Here is a 23891-nt window from a genome sequence, read left to right on the forward strand (position 1 = left end):
GGCCAGCAGGGCCTGGGCCAGCTGCATGTCGCTGGCGTCGCGCTGGGCGGCGCCGGTTTCGCGCAGGTGCAGGAGCGCCGCTTCCAGGCGGGCACCACGGATGGCGCCATCGGTGGCCACGAACGCGGCTGCGTCTTCGCGCGCGTCCACCACCACCTTGTCATCGTCCGAGCTGGACGAACCGGCCGAGGAGGCACCGGACGCCGAACCCGCCGAGGAGCCGGCGAAGCTGGAGGCGAATGCCGAAAGCGGCAGGGCGAGCACGGCAAACAGCAGGATCGATCGCTTCATCTTGGGTTCGTTGAGGACAGGAAGAGGCAAAGCGTATCGGCTATGTGAAATCCTGTCGCCTGTTACAGGTCGAACACCTTGCCGGGATTCAGCAGCCCTTGGGGATCAAACGCACGTTTGACCGCCTTCATCAGCGCGATTTCGGCTGCACCGCGGGTGCTGTCCAGGTAGCCCTTCTTGACCAGGCCGATGCCATGCTCGGCCGAGATGCTGCCGTCGAAATCCTTCAGCACCTGCGCCAGCAGCTTGGTCACGTGCTCGCACTGCTGCAGGAACCGCGCATCGTCGGTGTCGTCGGGCTTGAGCACGTTGATGTGCAGGTTGCCGTCGCCGATATGGCCGAACCAGACCACGTCGAAGTGCGGATACGCCTCGCCGATCAACGCCTGGGTGCGCGCCATGAAGGCCGGCATGGCCGAGATCCGCACCGACACGTCGTTCTTGTAGGGCTTGTAGCGCGCCACCGCCTCGGTGATGCCTTCGCGCAGGCGCCACAGCTGCGCGGCCTGCGCATCGCTGGTGCTGATCACCCCGTCACTGACCCAGCCCTGCTCCATGCAGGCCTCGAACGCAGCCATCGCCGCCGCCTCCTGCGCTTCGTCGTCGGCCGCGAACTCGGTGACCACATAGAACGGGTGGACCTCTGCGAACGGCGCCTGCGCGCCATGCGCCAGCACGTGCTCCAGCGCACGGTCGGTGAAGAACTCGAAAGCCTGCAGCTGCAGCCGCTCGCGGAACGCCGCGAACACCTGCATCAGCACCTCGAACGACGGAAGCGCCAGCAGCATGACGTTGCTGGCCGGCGGCGGATCGGTGAGCTTCAGGGTGGCCTCGACGATCACCCCGAGCGTGCCTTCCGACGCGATCAGCAGCTGGCGGAAGTCGTAGCCGCTGGAATTCTTGATCAGCCCCTTGTTCAGCTCGAGCAGTTCGCCACTGGCGGTGACCACCTTCAACCCCGCAATCCACTCGCGCGTATTGCCGTAGCGGATCACGCGGATGCCGCCGGCATTGGTGGCGATGTTGCCGCCGATCGAGCAGGAGCCGCGTGCGGCGAAGTCCACCGGGTAGATCAGCCCGTGTTCGCGCGCGGCGTTGTGCACGGCTTCCAGCGCCATGCCGGCCTGCACGGTCAGGGTGCGGTCGACCGCATCGAAGGCCAGCGGCTTGTGCATGCGCTCCAGGCTGAGCACCAGCTCACCGTGGGCGGCCACGGCGCCCCCGCTCAGGCCGGTACGCCCGCCTGACGGCACCACCGCTACGCCCTGCGCACTGGCCCAGCGCAGGATGGCCTGCACCTCGGCCACCGTGCCCGGCAAGGCAACCGCCAGCGGCGCCGGCGTCCAGCGCCGGGTCCAGTCCCGCCCGTAATGCTCCAGGTCGGCCGGCTCGGTAGTGAGCCGCAGCCCGGGGCAGTCCTGCAACAGCGAATCAAGGCGCGGATCGGTCATATGAACAGAGGAGCCAGGGCAATCCCAAAGGGTAGCGCACGCAGGGAACGGTGTCGCCGTTCCCAACGTCGCTTGCCGACGGCCCGAAGGGTGCCCGGCCGTGGCCGGGCATACTGTTAGTCGTGCGACCTCGCCAACAATTGGTCGCATCTGAAACCGTCGACCCTCCCCATGGCGCACCGCACCATCCCCGCCCCGTTCTGGCATAGTGGTCAGCTCCCGCCCAACATGCTGCCGCTTGCCCATGTCGCCGAAGAAGACCTCGTTCCCGAAGCAGGATATCCGCGTGCTGTTGCTGGAGGGGGTGAGCCAGACCGCGATCGACGTGTTCAGCGCCGCCGGCTATTCGCAGATCGAACTGCACAGCAAGGCGCTGCCCGAAGACGAGCTCAAGGCGCGCATCGCCGAGGCGCACATCGTCGGCATCCGCTCGCGCACCCAGCTCAGCGCCGAGGTGCTGGCCCACGCCAAGCGACTGATGGCGGTGGGCTGCTTCTGCATCGGCACCAACCAGGTGGACCTGGAAGCGGCCGAGCTGGCCGGTATTCCGGTGTTCAACGCGCCCTACTCCAACACCCGCAGCGTCGCCGAGCTGGTCATTGCCGAAGCGATCATGCTGACCCGCGGCATTCCGCAGAAGAACGCCGAATGCCACCGCGGCGGCTGGTCCAAATCGGCCGCCGGCAGCCATGAAGTGCGCGGCAAGACCCTGGGCATCGTCGGCTATGGCCACATCGGCACCCAGGTCGGGGTGATGGCCGAAGCGATGGGCATGCAGGTGATCTTCCATGACATCGAAACCAAGCTGTCGCTGGGCAATGCCCGTGCTGCGATCGACCTGGACGACCTGCTGGCGCGCGCCGACATCGTCACCGTGCATGTCCCGGAAACGGCAGCCACGCAGTGGATGATCGGCGCGGCGCAGCTGGGGAAAATGCGTCCTGGCGCGCACCTGATCAACGCCGCGCGCGGCACCGTGGTGGATATCGACGCGTTGGATGCGGCGCTGCGCTCGGGCCACATCGGAGGTGCGGCGCTGGATGTGTTCCCGGTCGAACCGAAGGGCAACGGCGATGCGTTCGTGTCGCCGCTGACCGCGCATGACAACGTGATCCTGACCCCGCACGTGGGGGGCAGCACGCTGGAAGCGCAGGACAACATCGGCGTGGAGGTGGCGGCGAAGCTGGTGCGTTACAGCGACAACGGCAGCACGCTGTCGGCGGTCAACTTCCCTGAAGTCACCCTGCCCGAGCACGAAGACAGCCTGCGCCTGCTGCACATCCACCAGAACGTGCCGGGCGTGCTGTCCCGGGTCAACGAGATTTTCTCGCGCCACAACGTCAACATCGACGGCCAGTTCCTGCGCACCGACCCGAAGGTCGGCTACGTGGTGATCGACATCACCGCCAGCGAGGAACAGGCGGCGGCGGTGCGCGAAGAGCTGGCGGCGATTCCGGGCACGCTGCGCACGCGCGTTCTGTATTGATCCAGCGCATGACGACCAACGGTCGTCAGCTACCGTATCGGGCATGACGACCAACGGTCGTCATCTACCGCGTGGGGCGTGACGACCGACGGTCGTCATGCCGCACCGGGGATGCCGAACGATGGCTGTACACACCGGTAGGTACCGACCGTTGGTCGGTACGGACTCACCGCGCCAGCCACCGTCTGGCCATGCGCGGCAACGAATCGTCCCCGTCTGGCGTCTCGATCGCGGCATTGGCCACATCGGTTACCTCGCGCCATGCCAGCGCCAACGATTCCTCGCTGATCGCGAATGCCTCGCTACCCACGGCCCGCACCACATACCGCGCGTCGTAGTGCCAATGGCCGGGGACGTCAGGTCGTTCCGGGATCCAGTGCTTGTCGATATCGAACAGCACAGCCCCATCCTCCAGCACCAGCCCGGTCAGGCCGGACTCCTCCTCGGCCTCGGTCAGCGCAACCTTGGCCAGGTCGCGCTCGCCGTCGGCATGCCCGCCCAGCTGCAGCCAGCGGTTCAATTTCCGGTGGTGGGTCAGCAGCACGCGCGCGCCATCGGCGCTGACCAGCCACGCACTGCCGGTGAAATGGCCGGCCAGGCGGCTGCGCAGGAAGGGATTCTCCGCGTCGTCGAGCAGTGTGCCGAATTCGTCAGCCAGCGCGGCATGCTCGGGGTGGCGACGGGCGTAATCGGCCAGTTGCGCGCGCAGCGCGAGGTCAAGTCCTACAACGGATTCAGGGATTTGGGGCATGGCAGGCCGGGCAGAAGGCGGATTTGGCCAATTATCGCCCGGCATGCTGCATTTGCGCTTGTAAGCAGGCTCAGGCTTTGGCTAAGGTACAGCGGGTCGTCCGATTGGGGCGGCCGACCATGAACTCAAGGGTCTGCGGCGATGGATCGCAGGCCCGTCATTGCTGTAGCGGGGCAATGCCCCGCTCTACCGTCTTTTTCCTGGGAAGCACTGCATGCTGAAGTCTCTGTTGAGGGTCAAACCGGTCGAACCGGCCGGCCACGTCGATGCCGGCGAGCCGATTGAAGGCAGCCTGGATGGCGAAGCCTCGCTGAAACGGACCCTCACGGCGAAACATCTCATCATGCTGGGTATCGGTGCGGTGATCGGCGCGGGTATCTTCGTGCTGACCGGCCAGGCCGCTGCCAACCATGCCGGCCCGGCAGTGATGCTGTCGTTCGTCATCGCCGGCTTCGCCTGCGCCCTGGCCGGCCTGTGCTACGCCGAGTTCGCGGCGATGATGCCGGTCTCCGGCAGTGCCTACTCCTACTCCTACGCCACCCTCGGCGAAGGCATGGCCTGGTTCATCGGCTGGTGCCTGGTGCTGGAGTACCTGTTCGCCTCGGCCTCGGTCGCGGTCGGCTGGTCGGCATACCTGATCAGTTTCATTACCACCACCCTGCACATGCCATTCCCGGACGCGCTCAGTGCCGCGCCGATTGCCTGGACCGGCCAGGAGTTCATTTCCTCGGGCAAGCTGTTCAACCTGCCGGCGGTACTGATCGTGGCAGCGGTCTCGGGCCTGCTGTACGTGGGCGTGACCCAGTCGGCCTTCGTCAACGCGATCATCGTCGCCATCAAGGTCACCGTGATCTGCCTGTTCATCGGCTTCGGCGCGCAGCACATCGACATGGCCAACTGGACCCCGTTCATTCCGGAGAACACCGGCGTGTCCGGCGAATTCGGCTGGAGCGGGGTGTTCCGCGCGGCCACCATCGTGTTCTTCGCCTACATCGGTTTCGATGCGGTCTCCACCGCCGCCGGCGAAACCAAGGACCCGCAGCGCAACATGCCGATCGGCCTGCTCGGCTCGCTGGCCGTGTGCACCATCGTCTACATCATCGTCTGCGCGGTGCTGACCGGCATGATGCCGTACACCCTGCTTGGCACCGACAAGCCGGTGGCGACCGCGCTGGAGCCGTATGCGAGCCTGTCGTGGCTGAAGACCGCGGTGGAGATCGGCGCCATCGCCGGCCTGTCCTCCGTGGTGCTGGTGATGATGATGGGCCAGACCCGCATCGCCTACACGATCTCGCGCGATGGCCTGATCCCGAAGATCTTCGGCAAGGTCCATGCCCGCTTCCGCACCCCGTACTGGGCCACCATCGTGGTCGGCGTGCTGGCCGCCGCCCTGGCCGGCCTGATGCCGCTGAACGTGCTGGGCGAACTGGTCTCGATGGGCACGCTGCTGGCCTTCGCCACCGTCTGCATCGGCGTGCTGGTGCTGCGCTATACGCGCCCCGAGCTGCCCCGTCCGTTCCGCGTACCCGCCGTGTGGCTGATCTGCCCGGTCGGCGCGCTGGCCTGCCTGTTCCTGTTCTGGCAGGCGTTCGTGGTGCACTGGCACCTGTTCGTGGGCTGGACCGTGCTGGGCCTGCTGATCTACTTCGGCTATGGCATGCGCCACAGCAAGCTCAACAAGGTTTCGTGATCCCATGCTGAAACAACTGTGGGCCACCAAGCACCCGCACGCCGCCCATGAAGATGCCAACGGGCTGAGCCTGAAACGCACCCTGGGCCCGTGGGGCCTGACCGCGCTGGGCATTGGCGCGGTGATCGGCGGCGGCATCTTCGTCATCACCGGGCAGGCCGCGGCCAACCACGCCGGCCCGGCGATCATGCTGTCGTTCGTGCTGGCCGCGATCTGCTGCGCGTTCTGCGCCATGGCGTATGCGGAATTCGCCTCGATGGTGCCGGTGTCCGGCAGCGCCTACACCTACACCTACGCCACCTTCGGCGAGCTGGCGGCCTGGTTCATCGGCTGGATGCTGGTGCTGGAGTACGGGGTGTCGGCCTCGGCGGTGGCGGTCAGCTGGACCGGCTACTTCCTGAGCCTGCTCAGTCATTTCGACATCTACCTGCCATCGGCGCTGGTGAGTGCACCGCTGGACGCGCAGCTGCGCCCCACCGGCGCGATCGCCAACCTGCCCGCCGCCATCCTGGTGCTGCTGCTGACCTGGCTGTGCTACGTGGGGATCAGCAAGTCCTCGGCCATGAACATGGCGATGGTGGTGCTGAAGACCGGGCTGATCGTGCTGGTGATCGTGGTCGGCTGGAAGTATGTGGACCCGGCCAACTGGTCGCCGTTCATCCCGGCCAACGAAGGACCCGGCAAGTTCGGCTTCGAAGGCGTGCTGCGCGGCGCGGCGATGGTGTTCTTCGCGTACATCGGCTTCGAGGCGGTGTCGGTGGCGGCGCAGGAATCGCACCGGCCGCAGCGCGACATGCCGATCGGCATGCTGCTGTCGCTGGTGATCTGCACGGTGCTGTACATCGCCATGGCGGCGGTGATGACCGGGCTGGTGCCCTACACCCTGCTGGGTACCGACGAGCCGGTGGTGACCGCGGTGGCCGCCCATCCCAGCCTCGGCTGGCTGCGGGTGGTGGTCGAGATCGGCGCGTTGATCGGGCTGTCGTCGGTGGTGCTGGTGATGGTGATCGCGCAGCCGCGCATCTTCATGATCATGGCCAACGACGGGCTGCTGCCGAAGGTGTTCACCCGGATCCACCCGACCTACCGCACGCCGCACATCAACACGGTGATCACCGGCATCGGCATCGCCCTGCTGGCCGCGCTGTTCCCGCTGGACGTGCTGGGCGAGCTGACCTCGATGGGCACGCTGATCGCGTTCGCGGCGGTCTGTGCCGGCGTGATGATCCTGCGCCGCACCCAGCCGGACCTGCCGCGTCCGTTCCGCATCCCGGCCGCCTGGCTGGTCTGCAGCCTGGGCGTGCTGAGCTGCCTGGCCCTGCTGTCAGCCATGACCCTGCACAACTGGATGCTGATGGGCGTCTGGACCGTGATCGGCTTCGCGATCTATTTCGGGTACAGCTTCAAGCACAGCCGCCTCCGCGGCTGATGCGAACCTGGCCAGGCCGAAATCCGGTAGGTGACGACCGTTGGTCGTCACCCCTGGCCCTGCCCCGGGAACCTGCTTTTAACGCGCAACGCCGTTAAAATGCCCCTATGAACAACATCCCCTACGACACGGCGCGCCTTAGCGACCTGGCCCAGGTGCTGATCGACAACATCCGCGAGCTGGCCCAGGCCGGCTGGACGCCGGCGACCAGCAGCAACTTCTCGCACCGGCTGGATGACCAGCATGCGGCGATCACCGTGTCCGGCAAGGACAAGGGCCGCCTGATCGAAGACGACATCATGGTGGTCGACTTCGACGGCAAAGCCGTGGGCCGGCCACTGCGCCCGTCCGCCGAGACCCTGCTGCATACCCAGCTGTATCGCCGCTTCCCGGAAATCGGCTGCGTGCTGCACACCCATTCGACCGTGCAGACCATTGCCTCGCGCCTGTACGCGGCCAACGGTCATATCCGGCTGGAAGGGTATGAACTGCTGAAAGCCTTCCATGGCAACAGCACCCATGAAACCGCCGTCGACGTGCCGGTGTTCGCCAACACCCAGGACATGGATGAGCTGGCGGCCAAGGTAGAGCAGAAGCTCGATGAAGGCTGCATGTGGGGTTACCTGATCGACGGGCATGGCCTGTACGCGTGGGGCCGGGACATGGCCGAGGCGCGTCGCCACCTCGAGGCGTTCGAGTTCCTGCTGCACTGCGAGCTGGAACTGCGGAAGCTGCGCGGGCCCTGAGGCGTTACCGGTTGGGCGGATGCCGCGTGGGCCGGCCAACGGCCGGCGCTACCGGGCGTGGCGGTTGGGACACTGAATTCCGGGACGGCTGAATGGTTGCCGGGCAGAGCCCGGCACTACACACTGTTGTCCCCCCTCGCCGTTCAAGCTGCCGCCATGAGCCGACTGCGCATTTATAACCACGACGCCCCCGACACCCCGCTGCTGGATACCCAGGACGGCGCGACCATTGCTGCCGAGCTGGAGAAGATCGGGGTGACCTTCGAACGCTGGCAGGCCGCCCATGAGGTTGCCCCGGGCGCCAGCCAGGACGAGGTGTTCGCCGCCTACCGTACCGACATCGACCGGCTGGTCGCCCAGCACGGCTTCAAGAGCGTGGACGTGGCCTCGATCGCCCCGGACAACCCTAACCGCGCCGAGCTGCGGAAGAAATTCCTCGATGAGCACTTCCACAAGGAAGACGAGGTCCGCTTCTTCGTCGCCGGCTCCGGTCTGTTCACCCTGCACGTAGGGGACAAGGTGTACGAGATCGAGTGCGTGAAGGATGATCTGATCGCGGTACCGGACGGCACCACCCATTGGTTCGACATGGGCGATGAACCCAGCTTCGTGGCCATCCGCTTCTTCACCGAGCCGGATGGCTGGGTCGGGCACTTCACCGGCACCGACATCGCGCAGAAATTCCCCCGCTACATTCCGACCAAGGCGTCCTGATCCATGCCCCACCCCACTGTCATCCTGACCGACATCGAAGGCACCACCAGCAGCATTTCGTTCGTCAAGAACGTGCTGTTCCCGTATGCGCGACAGGCACTGCCGGCATTCGTCGCCGCGCACGGCCAGCAGCCGGAGGTGCGTCGCTGGCTGGACGCGGTGGCGGTGGAAATCGGCGGTGCCTGCCAGGACACGCTGATCGTGGAAACCCTGCAGGGCTGGATAGACCAGGACCGCAAGCACACCGCGCTGAAGGCGCTGCAGGGCATGATCTGGGAAGCCGGTTACCGCAATGGCGACTACAAGGCCCACTTCTACCCGGAAGTGGCCGCCGCGCTCCGCGGCTGGCACGCGCAGGGCAAGCCGCTGTACGTGTACTCGTCCGGGTCGGTGCCCTCGCAGAAGCTGTTCTTTGGCTTCAGCGAAGCCGGCGACCTGACCGGCCTGGTGTCGGGGTGGTTCGACACCGAGATCGGCGGCAAGCGTGAGGCCGGCAGCTACCGCAACATCGTCAAGGCCATCGGCGTTCCTGCCGGCGAGATCCTGTTCCTCTCCGATGTGGTCGAGGAGCTGGATGCCGCGCGCGAAGCCGGCCTGCAGACCCGGTTGCTGGACCGGCGCGAGGACTATGCCATGCCGCGTATCGGCGCCGCCGCAAACGGCCATGACCGCGTCGAGAATTTCCAGCAGATCACGCTGAAGTAACGCTTTCGGTGGGGTCGGTTCCCGAACGACGCCGTGCATGGATGCACAAGTGGCGCGGCTGCAGGATGCGGATGAGCATTCCACCGCCGATAGAGGTCGCCACCTCTTTAACGCATGACCCATGCCGGAGACATCCCTCCGACGCAGGTCATGCGTCCCAGCACCCATCGCCACTACGTGCGGTCGTTCGGGAACCGACCCTACCGCCTGCGTTGGCTGCAAGATTGCAACGGCTCCCTTGGATCGTCAAAGCCAAGCTCGGTGTTCATCGCTTAGGCCCGCGGGATTCGATCCTCATCGGTCTCAATCCGAATTCCGCGGATGGAGGCAGCCGTTGCCTCCCGCCCAAACAACGCAAGTAGTTGGTACGCTTCCGACAACGTAAGTTCATTACGAATGTCTGCGTAGGTGAAACTACCGAGACCGTTGGGCGTGAACACCAAGCTGTCGATGAACCGCCTCTTTGCCCCTGGAGACAGTCGATCCAACGGCGTCTGCATCGCGCGCATGGACGCCAAGTAGGTGTGAAGGTCGGCCTCGCTCTTGATCCTGGCCAACTTTCCGGAGATCTCACGCTGCAGCGCCGCTCGGCTCTCAGCGTCCTGAGATTGCGCAGGGTTCACGGCAGCATCCGTAGTGTCCGCTTGAACGGAACCTGCCACGAAGCCAGATAGCAGTAGAGACATAAGGACAGTTTTCACAGTCAACCTCTCTAGTTGGGAGTCGGTGTTCACGGCTTCTGTCCGCGGAATCTACGCCCGCATGTGCACGAATCAAGAGCCGTTTCCGACGTCGCAACAGCTGCATCAGCGTTCCGTTGCCGACACAGGTCGTAGGGTGTTTGACGTATGGTCTGGAGGCGGCAGACCTCTCCGATGGAGGTCATGCGTCCCAGCGCCGATCCGCGTTGCGTGCGGTCGTTTGGGAACCGACCCTACCGATCCCCATCCGTGCCAGTCATTCCATCGGGCACGGCGTCGCTGGTTACCGACTGGAGATCGCGTCTGCTACCGAACGTATCCGCAGCGCCTTGCGCAGCGTTTCGAGCCCGGCACCGGCCTTCACCTTGATCCGCACCGGTTCGCCGGGGACCAGATCGATGGCGTTGTCGTCCAGGGTGGCGTCCATTCCCTCGAATTCGACCCATACGCCGCGCGCCAGCTGCGCCGAGCGCAGCTCCAGCACGACCTCATCGCCGTCCTGCGTCCAGCGACTGTCGATCTGCGCCTTCGGCAGCTGCATGTCCTTGGCCGCCGAGAAGTAGACCACCTGGCGCGACAGCACCCGCGTGCCATCCAGCAGTTCCACCACCGCGACCGTACGCGCAGGGTCGGCCGTGCCGAGCAGCTCGGCATCAGCGAAGCGCCCGACCTCCAGCGCCGACAGCGCAGGCACGGTCACCGCGTGCTGCTGCTTCGCAACCTGTCGGCCATCCACATCCACCACCCGCATCCGCCACTGCGCGTTCAGCGGCTGCTGCAGGTCGTTGAGAAGGCTGATGCGGGTAATGCCTTCGTCACGCAATGCCGCCACCGCATGGTCGGCGAAGAAGCGCTTCGCGTGGAAATGCAGTGCCTTCCAGCGCCCGGCGTAGTCGATGCTGGACCAGGACGCGCCCGGCCACACGTCGTTGAGCTGCCAGTACAGCGAGCCCATGGTGTAGGGGCGCGACGCGCGGTGATGCAGCGCGGCAAGCTGGATGCCTTCAGCCTGCATCACCTGGCTCAGGTACACGAAGTCGCTGAAGTCACGCGGCGTGCCGAACTCGCGCTCGATGTACTGCAACAGGCGCTGGTTGCCCTCGCCCGCCATGAACTTCTGGTGCGCGCGCACGGTGTCGCTGTCCACGCGCAGTTCGTCGGCCGGAATGATGCCCTCCAACGTGCGCAGCACCGGCCAGGCCTGCAGCCCGTATTCGGACATGAAGCGCGGCGTCTCGCGCAGGTAGGCCTGCACCGGCAGCGCCGGGTTGCCCCACACCTGCCAGTAATGCTTGTCGCCACGGGTCGAGTCGTTGGCCACGGTGTCCAGGTCGTTGCTGGGCGAACTGGACCAGTACGGCACGCCCAGTCCTTCCTCGGCCACGACCCTGCGCAGGTCGTTGCCGAACAGGTCCACATAGCCCTGCCACACGCGGGCGGCGAAGGCCGGATCTGCCGCCTTCAGGTCGCGACCGTGGCCCCAGTCCTTCCAGGCGGTTTCCTCCTCGTTGTTGCCACACCACAGCACAACGCTGGGATGGCGGCGCAGGCGGCGCACGTTGTCGCGCGCCTCGGCCACCACGTTGGCGCGGAATGCCGGATCGTAGCCGGGCTGCATGCCGCCGCCGAACATGAAGTCCTGCCAGACCAGCAAGCCCAGTTCGTCGGCGATGTCGAAGAACGCGTCGTCTTCGTAGTAGCCACCCCCCCAGTTGCGCAGCATGTTCATGTTGGCATCGCGGGCCGCGGTCAGCTCGCGGCGGATCCGTGCCGGATCAATCCGCGCCGGGAACATGTCGAACGGAATCACGTTGGCGCCCTTGGCGAAGATCGGCACGCCATTGATGACGAAGGCAAAGCCCTGCCCCCCCTTCGCATCGTCTTCCCGGCGCAGCTCCACCGTGCGCAGGCCGGTGCGGATGCTGCGCTCGGCCGCTTCCGATGTTCCGGCATCGACGCTGGCACGCACCGTGTAACGCGCCTGCTCGCCATGACCCACCGGCCACCAGCGCCGCGGCTGGTCCAGTCGAACCGGCAACGATACAGACTGCTGGCCCTTGCGCAGCATCACCGCACGCTCGACCGTCGCGGCAACCTTTCCGTCCGGATCGATCATCGCCACACGCAGCCTGGCGGTGCGCGCGGCGGCGCTCTCCACGTCCACGGCCACGGTCAGGTCGGCGCGCCGGGCATCCAGCGCTGTCGCCTGCACGGCGACATCGGTGATCCGCTGTGCGTCCCATGCCTCCAGCCGCACCGGTCGCCAGATGCCTGCGGTGACATAGCGCGGACCCCAGTCCCAGCCGAAGTGGTAGCCCGGCTTGCGCACGAAATTGCCGACCATCGCGTCGCGCGGCTCATCGCCGTAAGGCGACGGATAGTTGCCGGCGATCTTGTGCGGCATCGCCTGCACACCCGGCAGCAACGTGGTGATCGGGGAACGGAACACGATCCGCAGCACGTTGCCGGTGGCCCGCAGCTGCCCATCCACCCGCGCCCGCCAGGTGCGATGGCTGTTGTCCGCGCGCAACAGCGCACGGTCGTTGAGGCTTACCTCCGCGAACGTATCCAGGCCTTCGAAGCTCAGCTCGGCATGGGCTTCGGCCAGGGTGGCGGCATCCACGTCGAAACGGGCTTGGTACTCCCAGTCGGCCAGGCCGATCCACTGCAGGCCGGCTTCTGCCGCGCCAGCGTATGGGTCAGGAATCGCCTTGGCAGCCAACAGGTCGGTGTGCACCGATCCGGGTACCGAGGCAGGCCGCCACTGACCCGCCTCGGGATGCGCCTTCACCTGCGCGTTGCCCGGCAGCAGCCGGAACGACCACTGCGCCTGCAGCGGCGCTGCAGCAGCGGGAAGCGCATGCAGCGCAAGCAAAAGAACCAGTCCAACGCCCCGTGCCCACACCTTCATGCCCCACCCCGTAGCGCCGGGCGCTGCCCGGCCGTGCCATTGGACCGGGCGCCACCCCGGCCATGCAGTTGCACCGGGCCACGCCCGGCGTCCTTCAGTGTTTTCAGCGCACCACGTTGAGCACTTCGTAACACGCGCCCATGGTGTGGTAGTCGGTCTTGCCGGCCGGGCTCTTCTCGTTGCTGTACTTGCGGTTGTCCGCATCCAGGATGCGATACCACGCGCCATGCTGGTGGTCGATCATGTGCGCCCAGGCATAGGCCCACAAGCGGTCGTACCAGTCCCAGTACACCGCGTCGCCGGTGCGTGCGGCCAGCAGCGCCGCCGTGGCCAGCGACTCGGCCTGCACCCAGAAGTACTTGTCGTCGTCGCACACGCTGCCGTCCGGCGCGAAGCCGTAATACAGCCCGCCGCGCGTCTCGTCCCAGCTGCGGTTCACGGCGGTGTCGAACAGGTGGCGCGCGGTCGGCACCAGCCAGTCGGCCTTGACGTGGCGGTCGAGGATCAGCAGCAGCTTGGCCCACTCGGTCTGGTGGCCCGGCTGGAAACCCCAGGGACGGAACAGGTGCTTGGGATTGTCGAGGTTGTAGTTCCAGTCGATCTGCCAGTTTCGGTCGTAGTGCTCCCAGACCAGCCCGTTGCCCTGCGCCGCCTGCCGACGGGTCATGTGGTCGGCCAGCAGCAGCGCACGGTCGCGGTAGCGCGCTTCACCACTGGCCTCGAACGCGGCCAGCATCGCTTCGCACATGTGCATGTTCGCGTTCTGGCCGCGGTAGTCGCTGAAGTTCCAGTCCGCGTCCGCTTCGTCCCGGTACAGGCCGAAGTCCGGTTCCCAGAAGCGCTTCTCGAGCAGCTCCCAGGTCTCGTCCATCCAGGCGCGCGCTTCGCCGATACCGGCCTTCAGCGCGCAGCTGTAGGCCAGCAGCACGAAAGCCACGCCATAGCAGTGGTTGGTGGCATCTTCGACCACGCCGTCGCGCAGCGTCCACGCATAACCGCCGGTCGCCGGGTTGCGGTGTACCTCGCGCAGGTAGCGGATGCCATGCTCGACCGCCTTCAGGTCGTCCGGCTTGCCGAACTCGCGATAGGCCATGGCATGGTTGAACACGAAACGGGTGCTGCTCACCAGGTGGCGGTGGCCGCTGTCGTAGACGGTGCCATCGTCCAGGTAATAGTGGAAGAAGCCGCCGTTGGGGTCGATCTCGTGCGGCTGGTAGAACGCCATGGTCTGCGCGATATGCGCGCACAGGAAATCGGCCGAGCGGAAATCGGGCTGGGCGGGAACGGCGGTGGTCATGCGGCGGTTTCCTGTTGTTGCTGCAGCAGTTGCTGGACATCGGCGAGGGTCGGCATCGCGGCGAACGCGCCCTTGCGGATCACGGCCAGTGCACCCACGGCGGCACCGAAACGAATGGCCTCCTGCAGGCCGGCAGGATCGCGGCAGAAGTCGACGAAGGCCGCGCCATCGGCGCCGCGCTCGCCAAGCGCGAACAGCAGTCCGCCAACGAACGCATCACCGGCCGCCGTGGTGTCCACGGTGGGCACCTGGAAGCCGGTGACCACGCCGCTGCCATGGCGGGTATGCCAGCGCATCGGCGCGGCGCCGTCTGTGACCACCACCGCTTGGGCCTGGGCCGCCAGCAGGCGCTGGATGACCATGCTGCTGCCATCGGCTCCCAGCGGCGCGGCCAGGTATTCCAGTTCCTCGCGCGAAAGCTTGACCAGGTCGGCCAGCACCAGCGCCTGCCACAGCGTGTCGGTCGGATCGACGTCGCTCGGCCACAGCGCCGGGCGCAGGTTGAGGTCGAGGCTGACCATCGCACCGGCGGCGCGGGCACGCTGCATGCCCTGCAGCGTGGCCTGGGCAATGGCGGTTTCGGTCAGGCTGTTGGAGCACACATGGAAGCTGCGGGTGCCGTCGAAGCAGGCCGCGGTGAAGTGCTCGGCGCGGAACAGCAGGTCCGCGGCCGGCGGCCGGTAAAAGCTGAAACTGCGTTCGCCATGTGCGTCGAGCGCCACGAACGCGAGCGCGGTCTTGGCCGCGTCGGTGCGCACGATGCAGTCGGTGGCAACCCCGGCGCTGGCCAGGCTGTCGGCGAGGAAATCACCGAACATGTCCTGGCCGAGCATCCCGGCGAAATGGGTGTCCGCGCCCAGCCGCGCGGCGGCCACGGCGACGTTGGCGGGGGCACCGCCGGCGTACTGCAGGAAGGCGCGCGGGGTATCCGGCGTGGCCGGCGGTTGCGCAAGTAGATCGATCAAAATTTCGCCGAAACAGACAATCTTTGTCATGACGCGCTCAGCCCCCCTGGCTGAAACCGGCACGCGGGCGCGAGCCCCACATGCCGTAGAAGAGGATGTAGCCGTAGCACAGCAACGGCAGGATGAAGGACAGGTGCAGCCCGATGCGGTCGGCCAGCAGACCCTGCAGGAACGGGATGATCGCGCCACCGACGATGGCCATGATCAGCAGGCTGGACGCCTTGTTGGTCAGCGCGCCCAGGCGTTCGATGCTGAGCGCGAAGATGGTCGGGAACATGATCGAGTTGAACAGGCCGATCGCGACTACCGAGTACATCGCCACATGGCCTTCGCTGGCCATGGTCAACGCCAGCAGCAGCGCATTGGCGGCCGCGAACAGGGTCAGCAGGATGCGCGGCGAGAACCGGGTCATGATGGCCGAACCGGCGAAGCGGCCGATCATCGCCATGGTCCAGTACGCCGACACATAGCCGGTGGCCTGCTGCTCGGTCAGCCCGCCGATGTTGGGCATCGACAGGTAGTTGACCAGGAAACTGCCGATCGACACTTCGGCGCCGACGTAGAAGAAGATGCCCAGCACGCCGAACAGCACGTGGCGGTGGCGCAGCGCGTCCATCAGGGTGTGCTTGCCCGGCTCGGCCTGTTCGGTGGTCTCGTTCAATGCCGGCAGGCGGAACAGGTAGACGAACACCGCCAGCAGCGCCAGCGCGATCGCCAGGCCCACGTACGGGCCCTGCACCGACTGCGCTTCCTGGGTGCGGTAGGCCAGCTGTTCAGCGGCGCCGAGCGCGGCGAGTTCATCGGCGCTCTTGACCGTGTTGCCCAGGATCAGCAGGCCGCCGAACAGCGGCGCGATCGCGGTGCCCAGCGAGTTCAGCGCCTGCGCCAGGGTCAACCGGCTCGACGCGGTCTGCTCCGGACCCAGCAGCGCCACGTAGGGGTTGGCCGCCACCTGCAGCACGGTGATGCCGGTGGCCAGCACGAACAGCGCGCCGAGGAAGGCCTCGTACACGCGCAGTTCGGCCGCCGGCCAGAAGCCCAGTGCACCGACGGCAGCGATGGCCAGGCCGGCCACGATGCCTTTCTTGTAGCCCAGGTGCGCGACCAGCCGACCCGCCGGCAGCGACATCAGGAAGTACGCGCCGAAGAAGGTGAACTGCACCAGCATCGCCTTGGCGTAGTTCAGTTCGAACACCGCCTTCAGGTGCGGAATCAGGATGTCGTTGAGGCAGGTCAGGAAGCCCCACATGAAGAAGATCGTCGTGGCCACGGCCAGTGCCATGCGCGGATTGACCACGGGCGCGGCGGAAGACGAGGTGGGCAGGCGTGGCGTTGGAGAAATGGGCATTCGGTACGCGCCTCATTGCGCGGGCGGGTGAAAGGGAGTCGACGTCAGCCGGCCACGGGGCCGCTGCTGTCACGGATACGGAGCTGCACCGGGGCCACGGTGCGGCGCGGTGCGGCGGTGGGATCATCCAGGCGCTGCAGCAGCAGTTCGGCGGCCTGGCGGCCGCGCTCGCGCGGATTGACGGTAAGCGTGGTCAACGGCGGCATCGCCACCGCCGCCTCGGAAATGTCATCGAAACCGGTCACCGCGAAATCGCGCCCCGGCTGCACGCCGCGCGAGGCCAGGCCCAGCATCAGGCCCAGTGCCACGGTGTCGTTGTAGCAGACCGCTGCGGTGGGCACGTCGCCGGCGAACAGCTCACCCGATCGGGCCGCAGCTTCCAGCCGGTTCGGCGCCGATTCGATCAGCCAGTCCGGCTGCACGGAAAGCCCGGCCTCGGCCAGCGCCTGCGCATAGCCGGTGCGGCGCTGGTGGCAGGAACTGGAATCGGCGTGGCCGCCGAAGAAGGCGATGCGCCGGTGGCCGCGCTCGATCAGGTGCTGCGTGGCCAGGTAGGCCCCCTGCTGGTTGTCCAGGGTCAGGAAATCCCAATCGCCGCCCTTCAGCTCGCGGTTGAACAGCAGCACGTTGGCATTGAAGCCCAGCGCCTGGCGCACCTCGGTGGCATCGCTGCCTTCGGCCGGCGACAGGATCAGCCCGGCCGGGGTGTGTTCCATCAACGTGGTCAGCACCGCCTGCTGTCGCACCGGCGACTCGCCGGTGCTGCCGAGCAGGGTCACGAAACCCTTCGCGCCCAGCGCCTCGTCGACGCCGGAGGCGAACTCGGCGAAGAACGGGTTGGACAGGTCGTTGATCACCAGCGCCACGCTGGTCGAGGTGCGACGACGCAGGTTGGCTGCGCCCCGGTTGTACACATACCGCTGCCGGCGCAGTTCGGCCTCGACCCGCGCGCGGGTGTCGACATTCACCAGGGGGCTGCCCCGCAGCACGAGCGACACGGTCGCGCGCGACACGCCGATGGCATCGGCGATGTCGGTCACGGTGACCGCGCGCGCGGCGCCGGCACGGGGCGTGCTGGCGCGGGTTCCCTTGGCAGCGGAAGTGTCCTTTTTCATCGTGGCGTCGGCGTCCTCATGGTCCTGCAAGCCTAAACGATCGCATCGGTCAGCGGATCGCGGCGCGCGGGCTCATTCCAGGCGAGCCCCCGGGGTGGCGCAGTACGACACCGGCAGCGCGTCGACCTGGGTGCCCCAGCCCGTTTCCGGAGCGGTGTCGCCCAGGGTGTAGGCGATGGTGCCGCCCTGCTGCAGGCGGTTCCAGTCGAGCCAGACCGGGGCATGCGCCTGGCCGTCCACCTGCACGCCCTGCACGTACTGCAGCTTGCGGCCATCGGCGCCCGGCGCCTGCAGGCGCAGGGTGCGGCCCTGGCCCAGCTCGACCTCGACCTTGGCGAAGCGCGGGGTATGCAGCAGGAACTGGCCGCTGCCGGGCACCGCCGGGTACAGGCCCAGCGCACTGAACAGGTACCAGGCCGACATCGTGCCCAGGTCATCGTTGCCGGTGACGCCATTGGGCGCGTTGGTGAACAGCTGCTGCGCGGCGCGCACCACCGTGGCGGTCTTCCACGGCTGGCCGATCAGCGTGTACATCCACGGCGCATGCAGGTCCGGCTCGTTGTTGGGGTTGTAGCGGTACTGGTTGTAGTAGCTGTACGGACCGACCACCCACTCCTTGCGCGCGGCCTGCAGCGGCGACTGCAGCAGCGCGTCGTAGGCAAAGAAGGCATCCAGGCGCTTGCCGGCCTGTTCGCGGCCATGCATGGCCTGGACCAGGCCCGGGATGTCCTGCTGGGCCAGCCACTGGTACTGCCACGCGGTGCCCTCGTGGAAACCGTGGTGCGAACGCGGGCTGTAATGGCCGTCGGCCGGCAGGTACCACTTGCCATCGTCCATGCGCGGACGCGGGAAGCCACTCATGCCGGTTTCTTCGTCGCGCACGCTGGGATCCCACACCTTCTGCCAGTTGCGGCCGCGCTGGCGCAGCACGCCGGCGTCATCCGCATGGCCCAGGCCGTCGGCCATCTGCGCCAGTGCGCAGTCGGCCAGCGCGTATTCCAGGGTCGCCGAGCCGCCGTGGTGCGGATCGACATCCATGCCCTTGGAGGGGAAGGCGCGGTCGTAGGCGACATAGCCGTTCTGCACGTAGCCCGGGTTACCCGAGCGGCCGGCATGGCGCGAGTTCATCGGCGGCAGTTCGAACGCGTTGCGGCGCAGCGCGGTATAAGCCTCGCCTTCGCGGCCGGCCAGCGCGCCGAAGCGCCACAGGTCGACCATGAAGGGGGTGACCGGGTCGCCGGTCATGATGTTGGTTTCGAAGTTGGCGTAGCCCCAGCGCGGCAGCCAACCGCCCTGTTCGTTGATCGCCAGCAGGCTGCGGCCGATGTCGCGGGTCACTTCCGGGCGGGTCAGCGCCAGCCACTGGTTCTGCGCGCGGTAGGTGTCCCACAGCGAGAAATACTCGTAGTAGGTCCAGCCGTCGGCACGGTGGATCTGGTCGTCGTAGCCGCGGTAGCGGCCGTCGGCGTCGCTGCCGGTGAGCGGCTGCAGCAGTGCGTGGTACAGCGCCGTGTACAGCACGGTGCGGTCGTCGGCCTGCTTGCTGTCCACGCGCACGGTAGCGAGTTCCTTGCGCCACTGCTGCTGGGACAGGCTGCGCATGCGCTCGAAGCCCAGCAGGCGGCCATCCTGCATGCCGTCGCTGCGCAGGTTGGCACGTGCGCCTTCGGCATCGACGTGGGAGATCGCGCTGACCGCCGTCACGGCGCGGCCCTTGGACAGATCGAAGCTCAGCCAGGCGCCGCTGGGCTTGAGTTCGCCTTCCATGCCGTGGCGTGCGCCGGGCAGCCCGCCGCCCTCGCCCCAGGTGCCGAATGCCTTGAACGGACGGTCGAACTCGATCCGGAACCAGGTGGTGTACTGGTGGCCGCCGCAGAAGCTCTTGGTGACCAGCTTGCCCTCGACCACGCGGTCGCCGACCACATCGACCACGCTGCCGATGACCGAATGGCGTTCGTTGGCCTGGCCGACGTTGACCAGCACATGGCCGGTGCCGGCGTCGGCCGGGAAGGTATAGCGCTCGGCGGCGGCGCGGGTGCGCGCGGTGGCCTCGGCGTCGATGCCGCCGTAGCTGGTCAGGCGCACCTTGTAGTAGCCCGCCTGGCCGACTTCACCTTCGTGGGTGTAACTGGAGGCGTAGGTCTTGTGGTCGAAGCTCTTGGCGTTGTCGGTGTCGAAGTCGCCACCCGGACCGACCGTGCCCGTCACCGGCAGTACCGAAACCTGCCCGCCCTGCTCCCAGCAGCCGGCACCGGACAGGAACGAATGGCCGAATCCCCGGATCTTTGGGTCGTCATAGCGCCAGCCGGCGTAGTGTTCGCCGATCGGGCTGACCTGGATCAGGCCGAACGGGGCCGATGCGCCCGGGAAGGTATTGCCGTCATCCTTGCTGCCGATGAAGGTGTTGACCTCGCGCTCCAGCGCGGCCGGGGCGGCCTGCAGCAGGGGTGAGAAGGCCAGAACGGCCAGGCAGGTCGTCAGGGCGAGAGGGGACGGCAATCGGCGCATGCAGTGCTTCCTGTGGGTCGATGACGGTACTTCGGGGTGCGTTTGGATCGCTCCAAAGTCACGGCGACGTGAATTTAGATCGATTTAAGTAGAACACGGACAAATCCGTCGATGCATTCTGCGGCGCAACATGAGCGCCCCTTTGCAGCGCCACCGGCGAAAACGGCCGGCGGGTGCGCACCTGAATCGTTCACAGCCCGGCTCCGCCCTTGTCCCGAGGGCCTCAACACCCTAGGCACACTCCGCGCCCTGGCGTCCATATTGCGCAGCAGCATGCTTTCCCTCGCCGCGCCGTGTTAAAAATTCGCCGCCAACGGTTTAGATCGATCCAACTCCAAACCGTCATCATCTCGGCCTGGCGAGCTGGGACCACCCCAGGTTCGCCGCCAATTTTAGATCGATTCAACCAACTATCAGCACCGGTTCAATCCAACGGAGAGAGTGGAATGAAGCAGATGTCCCGCATGCACGGCCGCGACGCATTGTCCGCCGCGATCACGTTCGCCCTGGCCGCTGCCGCCTTCGTGCCGGCGACCGTGTTCGCCCAGCAGGCCGCAGCCGCGGGCGAAACCCCGTCGGCCACCACGCTCGACAGCGTGCAGGTCACCGGCTACCGCTACGCGATCGAAAAGAGCCTGCAGCAGAAGCGTGACGCCAACGCGGTGGTGGAAGTGATCACCGCCGAAGACGTGGGCAAGTTCCCGGACAAGAACGTGGCCGATTCGCTGCAGCGCGTGCCGGGCGTGGTGATCACCCGTGACGGCGGCGAAGGCAAGAGCGTCAGCGTGCGTGGCCTCGACCCGGACCTGACCCTGACCCAGTTGAACGGTAACTACATCGCCACCTCGGAAACCAACGACGAGGCCAGCCGTTCCTTCAACTACACCCTGCTGCCGTCGAACATGCTGTCCAGCGCCGAGCTGTTCAAGTCGCCCGAAGCGCGCATCGACGAGGGCGGCATCGGCGGCACGGTCATCCTGCATACCCGTCGCCCGCTGGAGATGGAGTCCAACTCCGGCTACGTGACCCTGGAAGGCACCTCCTCGGACAACAGCCGTGACGTCGACCCGCAGGCGTCGGCGCTCTACTCCTGGCACAGCGACGACGAGCGCTTCGGCGTGCTGGTCGGCGTGACCCAGCAGAAGCGCACCAGCCGCACCATGGAAGCCACCACGGAAAACTACCAGTGGTATGGCACCGACACCACCGCGCGCGATGTGTTCGGCAATGAAATGAACCAGGGTGGCGTGAACTACTGGTGGGGCAATTCCGGCTTCAACGACCAGAACGGCCGCAACTACACCGACTTCTACATGCCGACTTCGGTGAACTTCGCGGTCAAGGAAGAAGAGCGCCAGCGCAAGGGCGGTCAGCTCACCTTCCAGTTCAAGCCGACCGACAACGTCACCCTGACGGCGAACTACTTCCGCTTCGAGCTGGAGGGTGATTACACCCAGAACATGCTCAAGATTCCGGAATGGAACATGGCCCGCTACAACCAGGACGGCAACTGGGCCGGCGGTCGCCTGCTCAACGGGCTGACCATGGACCCGAGCGGCACCATCGTCACCGGCGCGCAGTTCGAGAAGATCCCGGGCAAGACCTACTACTGCAGTGAAGACGAAGCTGCCGCCGCCGGCCTGCCGCCGGGTGGCTGGGGTCCGGACGACTGCACCATCCCCACCCCGCAGCTGACCGGCGATTACAGCCGCGAAAAGGCGCTGTCGCAGACCGCCGACCTGAGCATCCACTGGGACATCAGCCCGCTGTGGAAGGCGTCGTTCAGCGGCGGCCGCACCTGGTCCGAAGGTGGCCCGTCGATGAAGTTCCGCATGTCGGCGAAGCCGCGCCGCCGCGTCGATGGCGTGTGGCAGACCGGCAACCAGTATTCGGCATGGGACCTGACCGGCACGCCGTCGGCCACGTTCTCGCCCGACCTGCAGCAGCAGCTGATGAACGGCATTGCTGAAGTGGACACGGGCTCGACCGATTCGTCCTGGATGCAGACCGAGATCAAGCAGAACCACTTCCAGGCCGACTTCACCAAGCTGTTCGAGGCCGGCTGGCTGGATTCGTTCCAGTTCGGCGCCAAGTACAGCGATGGCAAGGTCCACCGCAATACCGGCAACACCTACTGGGTCTGCCAGGGCACCGACCCGGCCGACTATGACAACAACCGCTACCAGGCGGGCTGCGACAACACGGCGGGCATCGCGCAGCCGGGCTTCTTCCTGTCCAACCCGATCAGCGGCATCAACGGCGGTTTCAACGCTAACGTGTTCCCGGGCATCAACTACCCGGCGTACATCAATTACCTCAATGACCGCTACGGCGGTTCGCACAACCGCACCGAAGAAGATTTCGTCTACAACGTCAACGAGAAGGTCTACGCCGGTTACTTCCAGGCGAACTTCCGTACCGACCGCCTGCGCGGCAACGTGGGCATGCGGGTAGTGCGTACCGAGCAGTTCGCGCAGTCCAGCGACGCGATCGAACGCTTCAACGATTACTTCCTGGACAACGCGTCCGGCGCGCCGATGTCGTGCACCGACCCGGCGGCGGCAGCGTTCCCGACCTACGGTTGCGAAAGCGGCTTCATCCGCCTGCCCGACAGCCTGGCGCGGCAGAAGTCGTTCGAGCTGATCGGCACGGACAAGACCTACACGGACTTCCTGCCGAGCTTCAACATCGCCTGGGACATCACCGAGAACCTGGTGCTGCGAGGTGCGGCGTCGAAGGTGATCGCGCGCCCGAGCTACACCAGCATTGCCGCACCGGGTGCACTGAGCTACTACAGCGCGGAGTACGTGAACGACCGTCGCGTCGCCGGTGGTGCGCCGCAGGAAGGTTGGCAGGGCCACGGCAGCAACAAGAACCTGGAGCCTTTCGAGGCCACCCAGTTCGACGTGGGCCTGGAGTGGTACTTTAAGCCGGGCGCGGTGGCGGGTATCGGCCTGTTCCGCAAGAACGTGGACAACTTCACGGTGCCGGTGGTGCGTGACGTGCAGATGGTGGTCGGCGGCGAGTCTGTCACGGTGCAGGATTACGAGACCCAGGCCAACGGCCGCGATGGCGTGTCGCAGGGCGTGGAGCTGTACGGCCAGTACACGTTCGACATGGGCTTCGGTGTGCAGGCCAACTACACCTACAACGACACCAACCTGGCCTCGATCGTGCTCGATGGTGAGAGCATCGGTTCGTCGCCGCTGGTCGGCAGTGCCAAGAACCAGGCCAACGTCACTGTGTTCTATGAAAGCGACGCGTTCCTGGCGCGCGCTTCGTACAACCGCCGTGGCGAAGTGGTCGGCGGGCTCAACGGTGGCATGACCGAGTACACCGAGCCGTACGCGCAGCTCGACCTCAACGTGGCCTACAACTTCACCGATGCGCTGACCTTCACCGCGTCGGTGCTGAACGCCACCAAGGAAGAACAGCGCGTCCACCTCGGCAACGACACCGATGCCCGCCTGATTTCCAGCCTGTACTCGGGTCGCCAGCTGTACTTCGGCGCGACCTACAAGTTCTAAGCTTCACCCCCACCCCGCCTTCGAGCGGGGGCAACGCTCCTCCACGGCAACCGCGCTTTCACAGGCGGTTGCCGTTTTTTCTCTTGTTTTCAGCTGAGCGTTTTTTTGCCGAGGGCGTTGGAAGCGTGGCGGACGGTCTTCGATGAGGTTCATTGCGAGCGTTGAGGGCCCCGTCGCGGCCGGCAGGCCCCTATGCAAATATCCCCCGGCCGACGCCTGCGGCGACGGCCTCCTCCTTTACTTTGCCAGGGACCTA

Annotated in this window: 16 protein-coding genes; 7 read left to right on the plus strand and 9 right to left on the minus strand. The window is 66.3% G+C overall.

Annotated elements, in window-relative coordinates; translation table 11 throughout:
* On the minus strand, nt 1–291 hold a 291-nt coding region (locus RWO33_RS11610), incomplete at its 3' end, for a DUF2388 domain-containing protein (RefSeq protein WP_314104957.1).
* A gap of 62 nt (nt 292–353) precedes the next feature.
* Nucleotides 354–1742 (minus strand): FAD-binding oxidoreductase, encoded by a 1389-nt coding sequence (locus RWO33_RS11615; RefSeq protein WP_314104958.1) that lies wholly within the window; start codon nt 1740–1742, stop codon nt 354–356.
* Nucleotides 1743–1986: 244 nt separating this feature from the next.
* On the opposite strand from RWO33_RS11615, the gene serA reads away from it, so the two are divergent.
* Nucleotides 1987–3228: a phosphoglycerate dehydrogenase gene (serA, locus tag RWO33_RS11620; protein WP_314104959.1), complete on the plus strand. Its 1242-nt coding sequence runs from the start codon at nt 1987–1989 to the stop codon at nt 3226–3228.
* Between the two features lie 166 nt (nt 3229–3394).
* Here serA and RWO33_RS11625 read toward each other — a convergent pair whose 3' ends face one another.
* The gene (locus RWO33_RS11625; RefSeq protein WP_314104969.1) at nt 3395–3979 is read right to left on the minus strand and encodes an NUDIX hydrolase; all 585 of its coding nucleotides are present in this window, start codon (nt 3977–3979) and stop codon (nt 3395–3397) included.
* Between the two features lie 214 nt (nt 3980–4193).
* On the opposite strand from RWO33_RS11625, the gene RWO33_RS11630 reads away from it, so the two are divergent.
* From RWO33_RS11630 to mtnC, 5 genes are all read left to right on the plus strand, one after another.
* Complete coding sequence (locus RWO33_RS11630; protein ID WP_314104960.1) at nt 4194–5669, plus strand: amino acid permease; 1476 nt, start codon at nt 4194–4196, stop codon at nt 5667–5669.
* A gap of 4 nt (nt 5670–5673) precedes the next feature.
* On the plus strand, nt 5674–7098 hold the full coding sequence (locus RWO33_RS11635; RefSeq protein WP_145477803.1) for an amino acid permease: 1425 nt from the start codon (nt 5674–5676) through the stop codon (nt 7096–7098).
* 107 nt (nt 7099–7205) lie between these two features.
* Nucleotides 7206–7844, plus strand: a complete 639-nt coding sequence (locus tag RWO33_RS11640) for a methylthioribulose 1-phosphate dehydratase (protein WP_314104961.1) — start codon at nt 7206–7208, stop codon at nt 7842–7844.
* Between the two features lie 156 nt (nt 7845–8000).
* Entirely contained in the window at nt 8001–8558 is a 558-nt protein-coding gene (locus tag RWO33_RS11645) for an acireductone dioxygenase (protein WP_314104962.1), read from the plus strand.
* 3 nt (nt 8559–8561) lie between these two features.
* Complete coding sequence (gene mtnC / locus RWO33_RS11650; RefSeq protein WP_314104963.1) at nt 8562–9263, plus strand: acireductone synthase; 702 nt, start codon at nt 8562–8564, stop codon at nt 9261–9263.
* A gap of 984 nt (nt 9264–10247) precedes the next feature.
* On the opposite strand, the gene RWO33_RS11655 is transcribed toward mtnC, so the two are convergent.
* The 6 genes from RWO33_RS11655 to RWO33_RS11680 all read right to left on the minus strand — a co-directional run bounded on the left by RWO33_RS11655 (nt 10248) and on the right by RWO33_RS11680 (nt 20108).
* Entirely contained in the window at nt 10248–12875 is a 2628-nt protein-coding gene (locus tag RWO33_RS11655) for a glycoside hydrolase family 2 protein (protein WP_314104964.1), read from the minus strand.
* Nucleotides 12876–12978: 103 nt separating this feature from the next.
* Nucleotides 12979–14172, minus strand: a complete 1194-nt coding sequence (locus RWO33_RS11660; protein WP_314104965.1) for an AGE family epimerase/isomerase — start codon at nt 14170–14172, stop codon at nt 12979–12981.
* Nucleotides 14169–15167: a carbohydrate kinase gene (locus tag RWO33_RS11665; RefSeq protein WP_314104966.1), complete on the minus strand. Its 999-nt coding sequence runs from the start codon at nt 15165–15167 to the stop codon at nt 14169–14171. Before RWO33_RS11665 ends, RWO33_RS11660 begins: the two co-directional genes overlap by 4 nt.
* A gap of 7 nt (nt 15168–15174) precedes the next feature.
* The gene (gene fucP, locus RWO33_RS11670) at nt 15175–16419 is read right to left on the minus strand and encodes an L-fucose:H+ symporter permease (protein WP_314104970.1); all 1245 of its coding nucleotides are present in this window, start codon (nt 16417–16419) and stop codon (nt 15175–15177) included.
* 110 nt (nt 16420–16529) lie between these two features.
* Nucleotides 16530–17600 carry a LacI family DNA-binding transcriptional regulator gene (locus tag RWO33_RS11675; protein ID WP_145477811.1) on the minus strand — a complete coding sequence of 357 codons (1071 nt, stop codon included), beginning with the start codon at nt 17598–17600 and terminating at the stop codon, nt 16530–16532.
* A 72-nt stretch (nt 17601–17672) separates the two neighbouring features.
* Nucleotides 17673–20108: a GH92 family glycosyl hydrolase gene (locus tag RWO33_RS11680; protein WP_314104967.1), complete on the minus strand. Its 2436-nt coding sequence runs from the start codon at nt 20106–20108 to the stop codon at nt 17673–17675.
* A gap of 446 nt (nt 20109–20554) precedes the next feature.
* Here RWO33_RS11680 and RWO33_RS11685 point away from each other — a divergent pair, with 446 nt between their 5' ends.
* Nucleotides 20555–23635: a TonB-dependent receptor gene (locus RWO33_RS11685; protein WP_314104968.1), complete on the plus strand. Its 3081-nt coding sequence runs from the start codon at nt 20555–20557 to the stop codon at nt 23633–23635.
* The last annotated feature ends 256 nt before the right edge of the window (nt 23636–23891 follow it).

Source organism: uncultured Stenotrophomonas sp., from assembly GCF_963519925.1.
Lineage (GTDB): Bacteria > Pseudomonadota > Gammaproteobacteria > Xanthomonadales > Xanthomonadaceae > Stenotrophomonas > Stenotrophomonas maltophilia_AE.

Bases quoted from the DNA above. Each gene is read 5' to 3' on its own strand.
- RWO33_RS11615 (WP_314104958.1), bottom strand. From the start codon at position 1,742: ATGACCGATCCGCGCCTTGATTCGCTGTTGCAGGACTGCCCCGGGCTG.
- serA (WP_314104959.1), top strand. From the start codon at position 1,987: ATGTCGCCGAAGAAGACCTCGTTCCCGAAGCAGGATATCCGCGTGCTG.
- RWO33_RS11625 (WP_314104969.1), bottom strand. From the start codon at position 3,979: ATGCCCCAAATCCCTGAATCCGTTGTAGGACTTGACCTCGCGCTGCGC.
- RWO33_RS11630 (WP_314104960.1), top strand. From the start codon at position 4,194: ATGCTGAAGTCTCTGTTGAGGGTCAAACCGGTCGAACCGGCCGGCCAC.
- RWO33_RS11635 (WP_145477803.1), top strand. From the start codon at position 5,674: ATGCTGAAACAACTGTGGGCCACCAAGCACCCGCACGCCGCCCATGAA.
- RWO33_RS11640 (WP_314104961.1), top strand. From the start codon at position 7,206: ATGAACAACATCCCCTACGACACGGCGCGCCTTAGCGACCTGGCCCAG.
- RWO33_RS11645 (WP_314104962.1), top strand. From the start codon at position 8,001: ATGAGCCGACTGCGCATTTATAACCACGACGCCCCCGACACCCCGCTG.
- mtnC (WP_314104963.1), top strand. From the start codon at position 8,562: ATGCCCCACCCCACTGTCATCCTGACCGACATCGAAGGCACCACCAGC.
- RWO33_RS11655 (WP_314104964.1), bottom strand. From the start codon at position 12,875: ATGAAGGTGTGGGCACGGGGCGTTGGACTGGTTCTTTTGCTTGCGCTG.
- RWO33_RS11660 (WP_314104965.1), bottom strand. From the start codon at position 14,172: ATGACCACCGCCGTTCCCGCCCAGCCCGATTTCCGCTCGGCCGATTTC.
- RWO33_RS11665 (WP_314104966.1), bottom strand. From the start codon at position 15,167: ATGACAAAGATTGTCTGTTTCGGCGAAATTTTGATCGATCTACTTGCG.
- fucP (WP_314104970.1), bottom strand. From the start codon at position 16,419: ATGGCACTGGCCGTGGCCACGACGATCTTCTTCATGTGGGGCTTCCTG.
- RWO33_RS11675 (WP_145477811.1), bottom strand. From the start codon at position 17,600: ATGAAAAAGGACACTTCCGCTGCCAAGGGAACCCGCGCCAGCACGCCC.
- RWO33_RS11680 (WP_314104967.1), bottom strand. From the start codon at position 20,108: ATGCGCCGATTGCCGTCCCCTCTCGCCCTGACGACCTGCCTGGCCGTT.
- RWO33_RS11685 (WP_314104968.1), top strand. From the start codon at position 20,555: ATGAAGCAGATGTCCCGCATGCACGGCCGCGACGCATTGTCCGCCGCG.